At 36.4% G+C, this 13,509-nt stretch carries 13 protein-coding genes; 7 read left to right on the top strand and 6 right to left on the bottom strand.

Going from position 1 to position 13,509, the window contains the following annotated elements:
* Positions 1–67: 67 nt before the first annotated feature.
* Both CHB68_RS16765 and CHB68_RS16760 read right to left on the bottom strand, forming a co-directional pair.
* Positions 68–1,378: an ABC1 kinase family protein gene (locus CHB68_RS16765; RefSeq protein ID WP_089262791.1), complete on the bottom strand. Its 1,311-nt coding sequence runs from the start codon at positions 1,376–1,378 to the stop codon at positions 68–70.
* 15 nt (positions 1,379–1,393) lie between these two features.
* Positions 1,394–2,047 carry a TetR family transcriptional regulator C-terminal domain-containing protein gene (locus CHB68_RS16760; RefSeq protein WP_089262789.1) on the bottom strand — a complete coding sequence of 218 codons (654 nt, stop codon included), beginning with the start codon at positions 2,045–2,047 and terminating at the stop codon, positions 1,394–1,396.
* Between the two features lie 366 nt (positions 2,048–2,413).
* On the opposite strand from CHB68_RS16760, the gene htpG reads away from it, so the two are divergent.
* Positions 2,414–4,303, top strand: a complete 1,890-nt coding sequence (gene htpG / locus CHB68_RS16755) for a molecular chaperone HtpG (RefSeq protein ID WP_089262787.1) — start codon at positions 2,414–2,416, stop codon at positions 4,301–4,303.
* A gap of 77 nt (positions 4,304–4,380) precedes the next feature.
* Here htpG and CHB68_RS16750 read toward each other — a convergent pair whose 3' ends face one another.
* Both CHB68_RS16750 and CHB68_RS16745 read right to left on the bottom strand, forming a co-directional pair.
* Complete coding sequence (locus CHB68_RS16750; protein WP_089262785.1) at positions 4,381–5,193, bottom strand: inositol oxygenase family protein; 813 nt, start codon at positions 5,191–5,193, stop codon at positions 4,381–4,383.
* A 38-nt stretch (positions 5,194–5,231) separates the two neighbouring features.
* Entirely contained in the window at positions 5,232–6,830 is a 1,599-nt protein-coding gene (locus CHB68_RS16745; protein WP_089262783.1) for a solute:sodium symporter family transporter, read from the bottom strand.
* Between the two features lie 404 nt (positions 6,831–7,234).
* Between CHB68_RS16745 and CHB68_RS16740 the strand changes: the two genes are divergently transcribed.
* Genes CHB68_RS16740 through CHB68_RS16730 form a run of 3 tightly spaced genes read left to right on the top strand, consistent with a single transcriptional unit; the run spans position 7,235 to position 10,066 of the window.
* On the top strand, positions 7,235–7,870 hold the full coding sequence (locus CHB68_RS16740) for an MOSC domain-containing protein (protein WP_089262781.1): 636 nt from the start codon (positions 7,235–7,237) through the stop codon (positions 7,868–7,870).
* 17 nt (positions 7,871–7,887) lie between these two features.
* Entirely contained in the window at positions 7,888–9,681 is a 1,794-nt protein-coding gene (locus CHB68_RS16735) for a DUF885 domain-containing protein (RefSeq protein WP_089262779.1), read from the top strand.
* A 25-nt stretch (positions 9,682–9,706) separates the two neighbouring features.
* Positions 9,707–10,066, top strand: coding sequence for a DoxX family protein (locus CHB68_RS16730; protein ID WP_089262777.1), 360 nt, complete (start codon positions 9,707–9,709; stop codon positions 10,064–10,066).
* A 52-nt stretch (positions 10,067–10,118) separates the two neighbouring features.
* Here CHB68_RS16730 and CHB68_RS16725 read toward each other — a convergent pair whose 3' ends face one another.
* Positions 10,119–10,703 (bottom strand): T9SS type A sorting domain-containing protein, encoded by a 585-nt coding sequence (locus CHB68_RS16725; RefSeq protein ID WP_089262775.1) that lies wholly within the window; start codon positions 10,701–10,703, stop codon positions 10,119–10,121.
* Positions 10,704–10,917: 214 nt separating this feature from the next.
* Here CHB68_RS16725 and CHB68_RS16720 point away from each other — a divergent pair, with 214 nt between their 5' ends.
* The 3 genes from CHB68_RS16720 to CHB68_RS16710 are packed head-to-tail and all read left to right on the top strand — an operon-like array spanning position 10,918 to position 12,727.
* Positions 10,918–11,790: an AraC family transcriptional regulator gene (locus CHB68_RS16720; RefSeq protein ID WP_089262773.1), complete on the top strand. Its 873-nt coding sequence runs from the start codon at positions 10,918–10,920 to the stop codon at positions 11,788–11,790.
* Positions 11,790–12,389 (top strand): alpha-ketoglutarate-dependent dioxygenase AlkB family protein, encoded by a 600-nt coding sequence (locus CHB68_RS16715; RefSeq protein WP_089262771.1) that lies wholly within the window; start codon positions 11,790–11,792, stop codon positions 12,387–12,389. The genes CHB68_RS16720 and CHB68_RS16715 overlap by 1 nt, the downstream gene beginning before the upstream one ends.
* Before the next feature lie 59 nt (positions 12,390–12,448).
* Entirely contained in the window at positions 12,449–12,727 is a 279-nt protein-coding gene (locus CHB68_RS16710) for a TIGR03643 family protein (RefSeq protein WP_089262769.1), read from the top strand.
* Here CHB68_RS16710 and CHB68_RS16705 read toward each other — a convergent pair whose 3' ends face one another.
* The gene (locus CHB68_RS16705) at positions 12,728–13,507 is read right to left on the bottom strand and encodes a S1/P1 nuclease (RefSeq protein ID WP_089262767.1); all 780 of its coding nucleotides are present in this window, start codon (positions 13,505–13,507) and stop codon (positions 12,728–12,730) included.
* Between the last annotated feature and the right edge of the window lie 2 nt (positions 13,508–13,509).

Here is a 13,509-nt window from a genome sequence, read left to right as displayed (position 1 = left end):
AAACAACTATTAAGAATTCACCCTAAAATTGCAACAATCCCTACGAATAATAAAATTTGCCCGGTCCTTAATTAAGATATTTCTTATAATCATTGATCTTTACATGTGCTTTTAAATCATGTAGCAAGTTGTAAAGACCAAAGAACGTCCGGTTCATATATAAAAAATGTTTAGAACCTCTATTTCCGTTCATTTTCCTAAGTTGTTTATCAGAAGAGAATTGTTCTCCCAAATCTGCAATTTTAGACCAAAATGCTTCATCTGCAAAATCAAATTCATTCGCATGAAAAGGACTGGTAAATAGACTTAGCAGTTGATGAAAAATAGATGAAAAGAACATAATTTCCTTGTCTGTATCATTGGGCAATAAAATTTCCAATTCATACAATTTTCCAGTAAATACACGCTGATCGGAGATGTTCTCCGGCTTAGCCAATTCAAAATAAGGTTTATAAAAAGAATCCGGCACTTCCTTAATGCAACCAAAATCTATGGCAATTAGCTCATTCTTTTTATTGACCAAAAAATTTCCAGGATGGGGATCGGCATGGACCTTGCGGAGACCATGAATCTGATACATATAAAAATCCCACAAGGCCTGACCCAATTGATTTCCTATTTCTTGGGTGAAATCTGTTTTTGTAAACTCGCTTAAATGCTTACCCGTCATCCAATCCATAGTGATTATGCGGGAACTTGAAAGCTCTGGATAATAAGTAGGAAATTTAATGTTCGGGATTTGTTTACAGGCATAGGTAATTTCCTGACTTTGGGAAACCTCCAATACATAATCCGTTTCTTCTACCAATTTATTCTCCACCTCTTTAAAATACTTATCAGAATCCTTTCCTTGTAGGTTGAACATACGGATCGCAATTGGCTTTACAATGGCCAGATCGCTACTAATACTTTGAGCTACACCAGGGTATTGAATTTTTACGGCCAATTGCTTGCCATTTTTGGTTGCCTTGTGCACCTGACCTATACTAGCTGCATTAACAGAATCCTTATTAAACGAATCAAAAACCTCTTCTGGATATTTATCCAAATACTTTTTAAAGGTTTTTCTTACCAATGGTGCGGACAAGGGAGGTACCGAAAACTGCGACAGGGAAAATTTTTCCACATATGCATTGGGCAATAAGTTTTTCTCCATGCTTAGCATCTGAGCCACCTTTAAAGCACTACCTTTTAAAGACTTTAGTCCATCATAGATGTCCGTAGCATTATCCTCATCCAATTCATCTCTTGTAGTATTGGGGTCAATTATTTTTTTACCAAGGTACTTGGCATAATTACCACCGATTTTCGCACCGGTACGCACCAATTTACTGGCGCGCTCTATTTTCCCTGTAGGTATCTTATCTAATGTTTTCAATCGGTATAAATTAAATTAGGCAAATGTCTCCTTGTATAGAAATTTTCCAAAATCAAGAATATTTTCCAATGGGGTGTTATCAAAGACATCGAAAATAGTGTTTACAGATTTTTCAATGGCTACATCCGTTTTCTCAAAACCGGGTGAATCATCTGTTCTCCAAAAATTCATTAGAAATAAAACCTGCAGCCATGCTCCTTCAGAAAATAGTTGGGGATTGTGCTTTGTTAGCTTAGAACTTTTGCTCGCATTTCCTTTATTGATCAAGTCCTTAGCAAAATCCTTCACCTTTTTTCTTAACTCCTTTACCTGCATCATATTTTTGAGCGGACTGGGAGCATTATCCATAACGAACAATACATAACTACGATTTAGGGTCAAAACTTCAAAAAACGTGAATAAAAAAGTGAGCATTTTATCCCTATTTGCAAATTCCCCATATTCCTTGTTCTTATGAATTACCTTTATCGTGTTATCAAAAAAGGTGGTCCATATACTTTTTTGCAAAGCGCCGATTGACCCAAAATACAAATAGAAATCACTTTCAACAATTGCATTATCCTTACAAAACTTATATACCGATTTGGGAACCTTCTCATGCTCCAGCACATAATCCATATACAATGACATAATAGACTCCTTAGATGTTTTTTTTGTTTTTACTGCCATATAGATAGTTTTTACACAATTTCAAATAATATAGGTTTTGTTCATTGATTACTTGTTTTTGTTTAGCAAAAACGTGTTACCCAAGAAGATAACACGTTTTCAAAACAACCAAACCAATAAATAATCAACTTGTGATTATAGCATAAAATTCTTTTTCATAGCAATAGTTATAATCACATTACAAATATACATTATGTTTAAGTTATTATTACAATAATTAAACAAAATAATATGTTAAACTTTTAAACCACCCATAACTGTCAGTTTGTCACAATAAGTGAGTATGGTATTTTTTTTGACCTATGCACCCTGAACATTTATAAATCAATACTACTATTACTTAGTAGCGAAAAAAATATTAGAGATATGGCAACAGGTAAAATTAATGTGTCCGTAGACAACATTTTTCCATTGATCAAGAAATTCTTGTACAGTGATTACGAAATCTTTTTAAGGGAATTAATTTCCAATGCAACGGACGCCACCCTAAAATTAAAACATTTGACCACCATTGGCGAGGCCAAAGTGGAATATGGACATCCTATTATTGAGGTAAAGGCTGATAAGGAAGGTAAAAAACTTCATATCATTGACCAAGGTCTTGGAATGACGGAGGAAGAAGTTAAAAAGTACATCAATGAAGTGGCTTTTTCCGGTGCAGAGGAGTTTTTGAACAAATATGAGGACTCTGCCAAGGATTCTGGTATTATTGGTCATTTTGGCCTTGGATTTTATTCTGCCTTTATGGTGGCACATAAGGTTGAAATTATTACCAAGAGCTATAAGGATGAACCCGCTGTGCATTGGTCATGTGACGGTTCTCCAGAGTTTGTAATGGAACAGGCCACAAAAGAGGATCGCGGAACAGAAATTATTCTACACATTGCTGAAGATTCTACAGAATTTTTAGAAGATGCCAGAATAACAGGGCTCTTGAACAAATACAATAAGTTTATGCCGGTACCTATTAAATTTGGTACCAAGACAGAAACTTTGCCAAAACCAGAAGGCGCTAAAGAAGATGACCCGGCACCAACCAAAGAGGTAGACAATATTATCAACAACCCAAACCCAGCTTGGACAAATCAGCCCGCAGATTTAAAAGCAGAGGACTATAAGAGTTTCTACAGGGAACTCTACCCAATGCAGTTTGAGGAACCTCTTTTCAACATACACTTAAATGTTGATTACCCGTTCAATCTTACCGGTATTCTTTATTTTCCAAAGCTTACGAATGATCTTGCCCAACAGAAAGACAGGATTCAGCTTTACCAGAACCAGGTTTTCGTAACGGATAACGTGGAAGGAATTGTACCCGAATTTTTAACCATGCTACGTGGGGTCATAGATTCTCCTGATATTCCCTTAAATGTTTCACGTTCCTATTTACAGGCAGACGGGGCTGTTAAAAAAATATCTTCTTATATCACTAGAAAAGTAGCCGATAAATTGAATTCTCTGTTCAAAAACAATCGTGAGGAGTTTGAGGCAAAATGGAACGATATAAAAATCGTTATTGAATACGGTATGCTTTCCGAAGAAAAATTCTTTGAAAAAGCAGATAAATTCGCCTTATACCCTACTGTTGACGGCACCTATCTAACATTTGAAGAACTACAAGAAAAAATTAAGGATAACCAGACCGATAAAGACAATAAGCTTGTTATCCTTTACACGTCAGACAAAGAAGCACAACATAGTTATATAGAAACAGCGAAGTCCAAAGGCTATGAAGTCCTATTATTGGATTCACCGATCATTGGTCATCTCATGCAAAAATTGGAAGGGTCAAAAGAAAATATTTCATTTGCCCGTGTGGATGCAGACCACATTGATAAATTGATTCAAAAGGAGGATACACAAATTTCCAAATTATCGGACGAAGAAAAAGAAACCTTAAAATCGGAATTGGAAAAAGTCATTGGCGAAAAGAGCAGCTATACCGTGCAACTTGAAGCAATGGATAGTGATGCATCTCCTTTTACGATAACAGAGCCGGAATTTATGCGCCGTATGAAAGAAATGCAGCAAACCGGTGGAGGCGGTATGTTCGGTATGGGACAAATGCCAGAAATGTATAACTTGATCGTAAATACGAACAGTGCATTAGTAGGTGAAATTCTTGCTACCAAAACAGCAAAGAAAAAGGAACGTTTAATTAACCAGTCCTTGGATTTGGCCAAATTATCCAAAGGGTTGCTCAAGGGCAAGGATCTAACCGAGTTTATTAAACGAAGTTATGAGATGGTGAAATAATACCGTTAAAACATAAAATATAAAACCGCTTCATAAATGAAGCGGTTTTTTTATTTAAACAATACCAAAGCACTAGCCTACCAATATATTGGCCCTGTTCCCAAGTACTTTTCAGCAATGGGCTGATAGTAATCCAAGACCTCATCCAAATCATAAACTTTTTGACTTTTGGTATACAGATCATATTTATTAAAATCCTTTATGATCTCAAGATATTTTGCGTCTTTCTCATTGACAATTTCCTTATACGCCCCTCCGGAATGCCATGGATAAAAAGAATGATAACGAATCATAACCATTGCCTCCTCAGGTAACGAATTGGTTTTATGATTATTTAGAACTTGGTATAAATATTCATCATGTCCCCAGGCTAAATCTACATTGTCAATACCACAACCTGCTTCATAGATACCTGTTGGCGTGTTGTATTTTTCATTTTGCATATCCTCGTTCAACGCATTGAATTCCGGATATACACATGAGTCCGGTAATTTACAGCCTACAATAAAAACGTCACCGACCATGCCCCATTGCTCTGCCTGGCTAGTACCATCCTCATCGCTTCCTTTTAAAAACATTACTTTGCCCAAATCATGAATAAGTCCTGTTAATTGCATCCAATCCGGCCTATTATCTGCACGTATTGCTTCAGCACTTTGTATCAAATGTTGAATATTAGGTAAATTAATATCCGGATCACTTACGTCTATTAAACTGTTTAAATGACGCATTGCTTCCCAAAGATCCATTGGTGTATCATATGTCAAATACTTTTTATGCATACGTTTTACATAGTCCAAGGTTTGGTTTTTTCTCATTTTACGATAATGTTCCTTTACCGCAGCGGACACATCTGGAGCCTCGTAGTCCCTGAAAATTTTTTCCTCCATGATTAATTTGTTTTATTGTTAATTATAATACTAAAATTTTAAACATTTCCCAAAAGAACATACAGAATTACTGTAAACAACACTAGAAACACGCTAAAAGCCTTGGCATATTTCCACGGTTTTAAATCCAGGATTCCAGAATCTTTCATTTCAAATTTTTCCTCTTTAGTGAAAAAATAGGAAACCAAATGCATGATTATGATATTGAGGACAAATTCTAGTCCCCATATATGAACAAAGTGAAGTTCCACTTCAAAACCAAAATTTAAGATGACATAAAAAAACAAGCCGAATACCAAACCTGCTTTTGCGCCTGTTGCCGAAACTTTGGGAAAAAGAAAGCCGGCTATGATCACACTGGCAATGGGTATAAAAAATATACCGTTAAGTTCTTGTAACAATTGATAGAGTCCTTCTGGTGCATTGGCCACAAAAGGTGCGATCGCAATGGCCCCTATGGCCAAAATAGCGGACGTAAGTTTACCTATGCGCACCAATTTGAGTTCACTTATATTGGTATTGATATACCGCTTAAATATACCCAGACTAAATACGGTGGCGGCACTGTTCAAAGCACTATTGAACGTACTTAATATTGCCCCCATCATTACGGCAACAAAAAAACCGGTCAACCATAATGGCATTACCTTTTTCACCAATAAAGGATAGATATTGTCCTGATCTTCATAATACGCGTCACCAAAATAATAAAAGGCAATAAGCCCTGGCAATACAATGATCAATGGCACCAAAATTTTTAATAATCCGGTATATAATAATCCCTTTTGGGCTTCCTTTAAATTAACCGCCCCCAATACACGTTGTATAATAGATTGATGCATGGTCCAAAAGTAAAGTTGGTTTACCATTAGCCCCGTAAACAACACTTCAAACGGCAGAATGGCCGTACGTGCACCCTCACCTACGCCTGGCTCGTTACTGATGACGTTAAATTTATCCGGACTATTTTGAAAAACGGTTTCCAACCCACCAAGCATATTACCATCACCAATACTCAATAATGCCAAAATAGGAACCAAAAGTCCTGCAACCAATAGTCCAAATCCGTTTATGGTATCAGTATAAGCTACCATTTTTAAACCTCCAAAAATGGCGTAAATTGCTCCTAATGTCCCTACCGTTACTATGGTGATGACGATTCCCTGTTCCCTACTTACGTTCAACAAAGTTGATATCTCAAATATGGCTTCAATATTCAGCGCCCCGGTATACAATACTATAGGTAGCAAAGTGGCCACAAAGGAAATGATCAGTAATAAGGCTACCAATGTTCTGGTTATACCGTCAAACCTTTTTTCCAAATATTCAGGTATAGTAGTAAGGCCCATCCGTAGATATTTAGGTGCAAAATAAAGTGCTCCTACCACTAATGCCAGTGCAGATGTTACTTCCCATGCAATGATTATGGCACCATTTTTATAGGCAGAACCATTCATACCAACCAAATGCTCCGTAGATATATTGGTCAATAGCAATGACCCGGCTATTACAATACCGGTTAAAGACCTACCTCCTAAAAAGTAACCATCTTGAGTATCTAACCTATCTCTACGTAATTTATAGGTAGCGTAAAACGCTACAAAACCGGTAAATAAAATAAATGTTAAAAAAGCCATCGTTGGTAAATATAGAAAAATACTCGTATTGTAGTGTAAAAATTACACCTACCCATTGTTTGTTTTATAAAAAATATATATACTTTACCTGTTATTAATCATTAACACTTTTAAAACAAATTATGTTAAGCACTATTTATCAGTTAGTTAGTAAATATATTCTGAAAATTTATTGTTTACACTGGTATTTTCGTTTTTTAACAAATTGTAAATTAATTGTAAAATTGTCGTAAACTACAGATTGTAAACAGATAGTTTATGTAACTGAGCTATATCAATTTCTGTTTAAAACACAGTTTTAATTCCTTATTATCACCTTCTTTTTTAAGCAAAGGACTAACTGCTCCATTAATATTGGCAAATGCTTTTTCAATAAATACTGGTCCTTTTTTTATCTTCACTGCATGAAAGTAGTTTCTACAAATATTGGAACACCCGTAACCTTTGAATGGAACGGTAAAAAAGAACAGACAGGTATTTTTAAATATCCAACAGAAAACGGACTGTTCCTAGGAAAAAACGATGTCCAAAATGATACGGTCATTGACCGGGTACATCATGCCGGTACGAATAAAGCGTGTTATTTATTCTCTGCAGAACAATATGGATTTTGGAAACCAAAATATCCCAATCTTTCATGGAACTGGGGAATGTTCGGTGAAAATCTTACTATATCAGGACTTGATGAGTCAGAAATTCTAGTTGGTAATATCTACAGAATTGGCAAAGCCTTGGTACAAGTTACCCAACCACGGGAGCCTTGCTATAAACTTGGGGTACGTTTTAATGATGTAAAAATCATAAAGGATTTTATTGCACACAACCACCCAGGGACATATGTAAAGGTTATAGAAGAAGGACGTGTAACTACTGGTGACAGCGTTATATTAGAACAAGCCTCTACCAATACCTTATCCGTTCAAAATTTTTATCAGCTACTTTATGATAAAGAGAAAAATAAAGATATGTTAGCTTTGTTCATGAGCAATGATGCGGTACCTCTATATAAAAAAGAGAAATTTAAAAAGTTCCTATCTTAAACTTAATAACCATTTAAATGAAAAAAATTCTAATCGTACTTGTATTCTTATTGGGGTTAATATCTCAGGCGCAAGAAATCCCAAATGCAGATATAAGAACCAACCCTACTACCCATAATGTTGGCTTCATAACCCTATTGGTCCATTATTATGACGATGGGTTAAAGTTAAATCCATTAAATGCCACATTTCAAGGAGATAGTAGGTATAATGATACTTTGCCCAATTTTTTATCCGATGCCTATAAAAAAGAATTGAAGGATTATTATACCTCCTATTTAAAAATGTCAAAGAAATTTGATGACAAAAAATTATCGGAGACAGAACGGATGTCCAATGCCATCTTACAATGGGAATGTGAAATTAATCTAGATGAACTGGCTTTTGAAGATTATACCCCTATAGACCAGATGTGGTCCATGAACCTTATGATGGGCCAATTGGCCGGTGGTACCAGTGCCCAACCTTTTAATACTGTAGAAGACTATACCAATTGGCTAAAACGATTGGATGACTATGTAGTTTGGCTGGATACTGCCAAAAACCGTATGCAAAAAGGAATCAAAGCCAAAAATGTGCTTCCTAAATCATTGATAAAAAAAGTATTGCCACAATTACAAAGTATACTCACGAAAAACATTGAAACTAACCTGTTTTTTAGCCCAATCCTTAATTTTCCCGATGATTTTTCCACTGAAGACCGTGAGCGCTTAAAGCATGCATATACCACAATGATCTCCGATAAAATTATACCGGCCTACAAGACATTACATGATTTTATGGCTACGGATTATTTGAGCGCAGGGCGCACGACCAGTGGCATACAGGATATACCCAATGGAAAAGCGTACTACGCACATCAAATAAAAAAATATACGACCACTTCCATGAGCGCTGAGGAAATCCATAAAATTGGACTTAGCGAAGTAGCCAGAATAAGTACCGAAATGGAAAAGGTGAAACAACAGGTTGGATTTAAAGGTAACCTTAAGGAATTTTTTGACCATGTTAGGACCAAGAAGGAATTAATGCCCTTTACCGACCCACAACAGGTAATTGACAATTTTAATACAATCCATAAAAAAATAACCCCTAGGGTAAATGAATTGTTCAGTAAACAACCTAATACCCCTTTTGAAGTAAGAAGAACAGAATCATTTAGGGAAGCATCTGCTAGCGCAGAGTACAATCCTGGTTCGTTAGATGGTACCAGACCCGGTATTTTCTACGTACCTATACCAGATGTTACCTCCTACAATATGTATTCTGATGAGGATTTATTTTTGCACGAAGCAATACCCGGCCATCACTTTCAAATTTCCTTGACTCAGGAAAACAACGACCTGCCACAATTTAGAAAAACCTTGTGGTATAGTGCGTATGGTGAAGGTTGGGCCCTATATACGGAATCCTTGGGCAAAGAACTGGGACTATACACTGACCCCTATCAATATTTTGGTATGCTTGGCGCAGAAATGCACAGGGCTGTCAGGCTAGTGGTCGATACCGGTCTACATGCTAAAGGATGGACAAGGGAGCAGGCCATTGCTTATTCTTTGGATAACGAAGCTGAATCAGAAGCCAGCATTACCGCGGAGATCGAACGCTACATGGCCAACCCCGGACAAGCACTATCCTATAAAATTGGACAATTGAAAATTTTGGAACTCCGCGCAAAAGCCGAGAAAATGCTAGGCAAGGATTTTGACATTAAAGTATTTCATGAAAAAATATTGGAGACCGGTTGTGTTCCTCTGGCTATTTTGGAAAGTAAGATTACAGAATGGATCAATGCGAATATGAAATTTTAATTGGTCAATTCTAAATAACCCGTATATGAACAATCCTTGGCATTTATATGTAATGGCACTTATTTACATACTTGCCGGAATCATGCATTTTGTAAAACCTAAAGTATATTTAAGAATCATGCCTAGATACCTACCCTTTCATAAGGAATTGGTACTGTTAAGTGGTGTGGCTGAAATATTGTTAGGTATTGGTTTGTTTTTTAAGGAAACAAGAACGCTGGCATCATTTGGTATAATAACCATGCTCTTGGTATTTCTATTGGTACACTTTTACATGCTTTCCAGTGAAAAAGCCTCGGCAGGATTTCCAAAATGGATTTTATGGGCAAGGCTACCCTTGCAAATTTTACTTATCTATTGGGCCTATAGCTACGTAATATTTTAAAATAAAAAAGGGGACGCTCCCGTCCCCTTTAATGAAATCAACTTAAATCAACTTAATTAACAACAAACTCTTCAGTGTATGTTTTACCAGCAGACTTTACGGTTACTACGTAAACCCCTGGGAAAGCATCTGCAAAATTGAACGCTTTTTCTACGATCAATTCATCTATAACTTCTTGTGAAAATACCGTTCTACCTTCGGCATCATATATTTTAATGGCCATCTTAGACTTATCCAAGTTTAGATAGTTCATAAGTATCATATTGTTGGTCTTTCTGAAGAATGGTTTAATATCTTCATCCGCGTCAACAATTTTTACATTATTCTTTTCAAGAACTATGGTATAGGAATAGTTTTTAAGATTGTCATCTGCAGAAAGGAAATAAACACCGTCTGCCAAATCTTTAAAATTCAATTTTTTACTGAAAAGTCCTTCAGATACTTTTTCTGAATAGATAACATTCAAATCAGAATCCATCAACTTGATCTGCACACCTACTGATGAAGCTTCCATCGTCAATACGACGCTCTTAGCTTTTCCAGCAGTTAAAAGGTTCAATTTTGGCTCTCTTGCCATGCCTGCTACTGTAGCGAACATGAAGGCAACTACTGTGGTAATCTTTAGAATGTTTTTCATAATAAATTATTTTTAAGGGTTACATATAATTTACACTACAAACATACGCTCGTTTTCTAGTGCCCACTACATCATATTTTCCCAATTTATGTGCTATTTTAACCTCTTCACTATAACTTAACACTGCGTAAGATAAGATTACATAGAATTAGGTTAATTTTGCAAAGTAGACCCTTATTTAGGTTGATTAATTTTATAGTATTAAACATTTATTATGGTAAAGCAGAAACCTACTTTCGAAGCTATTGAACCAGATTTTGGACATTCCTTTACATACCAAAGGTTTGATGAACATAAACTGAACAAGAACAATGTTTGGCATTATCACCCAGAATTAGAATTGGTATATGTAAACGGTGGATCCGGCAAACGTCAAATTGGTAGCCATGTATCCTATTATACCAATGGCGACCTTATACTAATAGGTAGCAATTTGCCCCATTGCGGCTTTACGGATGCCCTTACGGGAAATACAAGTGAAACGGTGGTACAGATGAAGGTGGATTTTTTAGGTCCCGATTTTTTTAATCTTCCGGAAATGAAAAAGATACAAAGCTTATTTAGTAAGGCGAGCGGTGGTATTGCTTTTTCCGGTAAGACCAAACGAAAGATCGGGGACAAAATGGAGGTCCTGGAATACCAAACCGATTTTCAGCGCCTTTTATCTATCCTTAATATATTGAACGAACTGGGAAATTCTGATGATATGCGTCTTTTGAATGCAGAAGGTTTTTCATTTACTACAGATGTAAAGGACAATGACCGTATAAACATTGTATTCAACCATGTAAAAAATAATTTTAGGGAAGAAATTACACTTGAAGAGATATCTTCTATGGTAAGTATGACCATACCTTCTTTCTGTAGGTATTTCAAGAAAATCACTAATAAGACCTTTATACAGTTCGTAAACGAATATAGACTGGTACATGCATCTAAACTATTGGCAGAAAAACCAATGAGTATTACCGAGGTATGTTTTGAATGTGGATTCAATAATTTCTCCCATTTTAATAAATCGTTCAAAGCCTTTACAGGACAAAACCCTTCAGAGTATAGAAATGAACTAAAAACGGTCTTGGTTTAATGCAAAGTCTTTTTGACGATAGTATTGAGTTGGATTTACCTGATAGCGATATCTGTTATATACCCCGTTTCCTTGACCGGTTAAGAGCCAATCATTTTTTTGATGTTCTTAAAAATAACACCCCATGGCAGCAAGATAATATTACCGTATTTGGAAAGACCTACCCACAGCCAAGGTTGACGGCCTTATATGCTAATAACGATAAACCGTATTCCTATTCCAACATTACCATGCACCCCATGCCCTTTACTAAGGAATTATTGGAAATTAAAGATGGGTTGGAAACATTTGCCAAAGTTGAGTTCACCACATGTTTGTTGAACAGATATAGGACCGGTAGTGATAGTAATGGTTGGCATGCGGATAATGAAAAGGAGCTAGGTGAAAATCCTATAATTGCATCCATTAGTTTAGGTGCGGCACGTTTTTTTCATCTTAAACATAATACACGACCGGACATTAAGCATAAAATAAACCTGCAACATGGTAGCTTGCTCTTGATGAAAGGAAAAACCCAGCATTATTATAAACATCAGATTGCAAAGACCGCCAAAGCGGTTGAGGAACGTATTAACCTGACCTTTAGGATTATTAAATAATCCTTAAAGTTTAAGAACCATGGTAAAAAGTTAAGGCTAGGCCGTATCTTTATGATGCTATGAACAAAGAATTTACAGAAAGAGCCCTGGACCGTATTATAGAAATGGCCTGGGAAGATCGCACACCATTTGAGGCCATTACATTTCAATTTGGAATTACGGAACAGGAAACCATCGCAATTATGCGAAAGGAAATGAAACCCAGTAGTTTTAAAATGTGGCGCAAACGGGTTCAAGGAAGAGCCACTAAACACGCTAAATTAAGAGCCGTTGATATGGGCCGGTTTAAATGTTCCAGACAACGGAATATTAGCGGTAACAAAATAACCAAACGATAATTACTTAAAAACATCGTTTAATACCGTTGCCAAACGTACTCCACCTTTTTGTAATTGGGATGTTACGGTAGTCCACCAATCATAACTATATCTATACCCCAACTTTTCACCAGTTTCCACAGAGGCATAAACTTTCGCAGCCAGTTGATGGGACTCCTCTACCCAATCCAAGAGGGTACCGTTCTGCAAATTGTTTAGCTCCTCCTTACTTAGTTTAGGATATTCCATGGCCAATTCGGTAAAGCTCATACCGTTGTCCTCTATCATATTGGAATCCCAAACACGATGTAAATTGGTACCGTCACCGAACCATTGCAGTTGTATATCATTACCTCCCTTGTCCTCAAATCTACCTACGTGCATAGGTTGGTGCAAATCACCTATAAGGTGTATCAAAAATTTAAGATAAAAGGCCTTATCTTCTTTACTATTGTTTTCATCCTGTATTATTTGTATACAGGTATTGACACCCTGAACAAGGTCTCCATACTGGCTGGGCTCAATTTGATCATAGGTTTTACCAAAAGGAATGTTTACATAATGCCATGCGCTAAATTTGCTGAAGGTCCTATCTGCCTTAATCTCATCGGCAAAATTTGAAACCGCCGCCAAACTCTTTCCGTCCAATAATTTTTCAATGGCCCGCTTTGCCTTTCTACTTAGATGCTCCTCCGCAATTTCCCCAACGACCCTATGCCCCGTTTTGGACCATATCATATCATTTGCCCTTGTGTTAGGGTACATCAACATACATAGTACTATAACAACAATATTTTTCATCA

It is taken from the genome of Maribacter sedimenticola (assembly GCF_900188415.1).
Lineage (GTDB): Bacteria > Bacteroidota > Bacteroidia > Flavobacteriales > Flavobacteriaceae > Maribacter > Maribacter sedimenticola.
This window is presented reverse-complemented; position numbering and strand designations above follow the sequence as displayed.

Coding starts and splice junctions, on each gene's coding strand:
- CHB68_RS16750 (WP_089262785.1), bottom strand. CDS start 5,193: ATGGAGGAAAAAATTTTCAGGGACTACGAGGCTCCAGATGTGTCCGCT.
- CHB68_RS16760 (WP_089262789.1), bottom strand. CDS start 2,047: ATGGCAGTAAAAACAAAAAAAACATCTAAGGAGTCTATTATGTCATTG.
- CHB68_RS16720 (WP_089262773.1), top strand. CDS start 10,918: ATGGTAAAGCAGAAACCTACTTTCGAAGCTATTGAACCAGATTTTGGA.
- CHB68_RS16710 (WP_089262769.1), top strand. CDS start 12,449: ATGAACAAAGAATTTACAGAAAGAGCCCTGGACCGTATTATAGAAATG.
- CHB68_RS16725 (WP_089262775.1), bottom strand. CDS start 10,703: ATGAAAAACATTCTAAAGATTACCACAGTAGTTGCCTTCATGTTCGCT.
- CHB68_RS16740 (WP_089262781.1), top strand. CDS start 7,235: ATGAAAGTAGTTTCTACAAATATTGGAACACCCGTAACCTTTGAATGG.
- CHB68_RS16745 (WP_089262783.1), bottom strand. CDS start 6,830: ATGGCTTTTTTAACATTTATTTTATTTACCGGTTTTGTAGCGTTTTAC.
- CHB68_RS16730 (WP_089262777.1), top strand. CDS start 9,707: ATGAACAATCCTTGGCATTTATATGTAATGGCACTTATTTACATACTT.
- htpG (WP_089262787.1), top strand. CDS start 2,414: ATGGCAACAGGTAAAATTAATGTGTCCGTAGACAACATTTTTCCATTG.
- CHB68_RS16715 (WP_089262771.1), top strand. CDS start 11,790: ATGCAAAGTCTTTTTGACGATAGTATTGAGTTGGATTTACCTGATAGC.
- CHB68_RS16705 (WP_089262767.1), bottom strand. CDS start 13,507: ATGAAAAATATTGTTGTTATAGTACTATGTATGTTGATGTACCCTAAC.
- CHB68_RS16735 (WP_089262779.1), top strand. CDS start 7,888: ATGAAAAAAATTCTAATCGTACTTGTATTCTTATTGGGGTTAATATCT.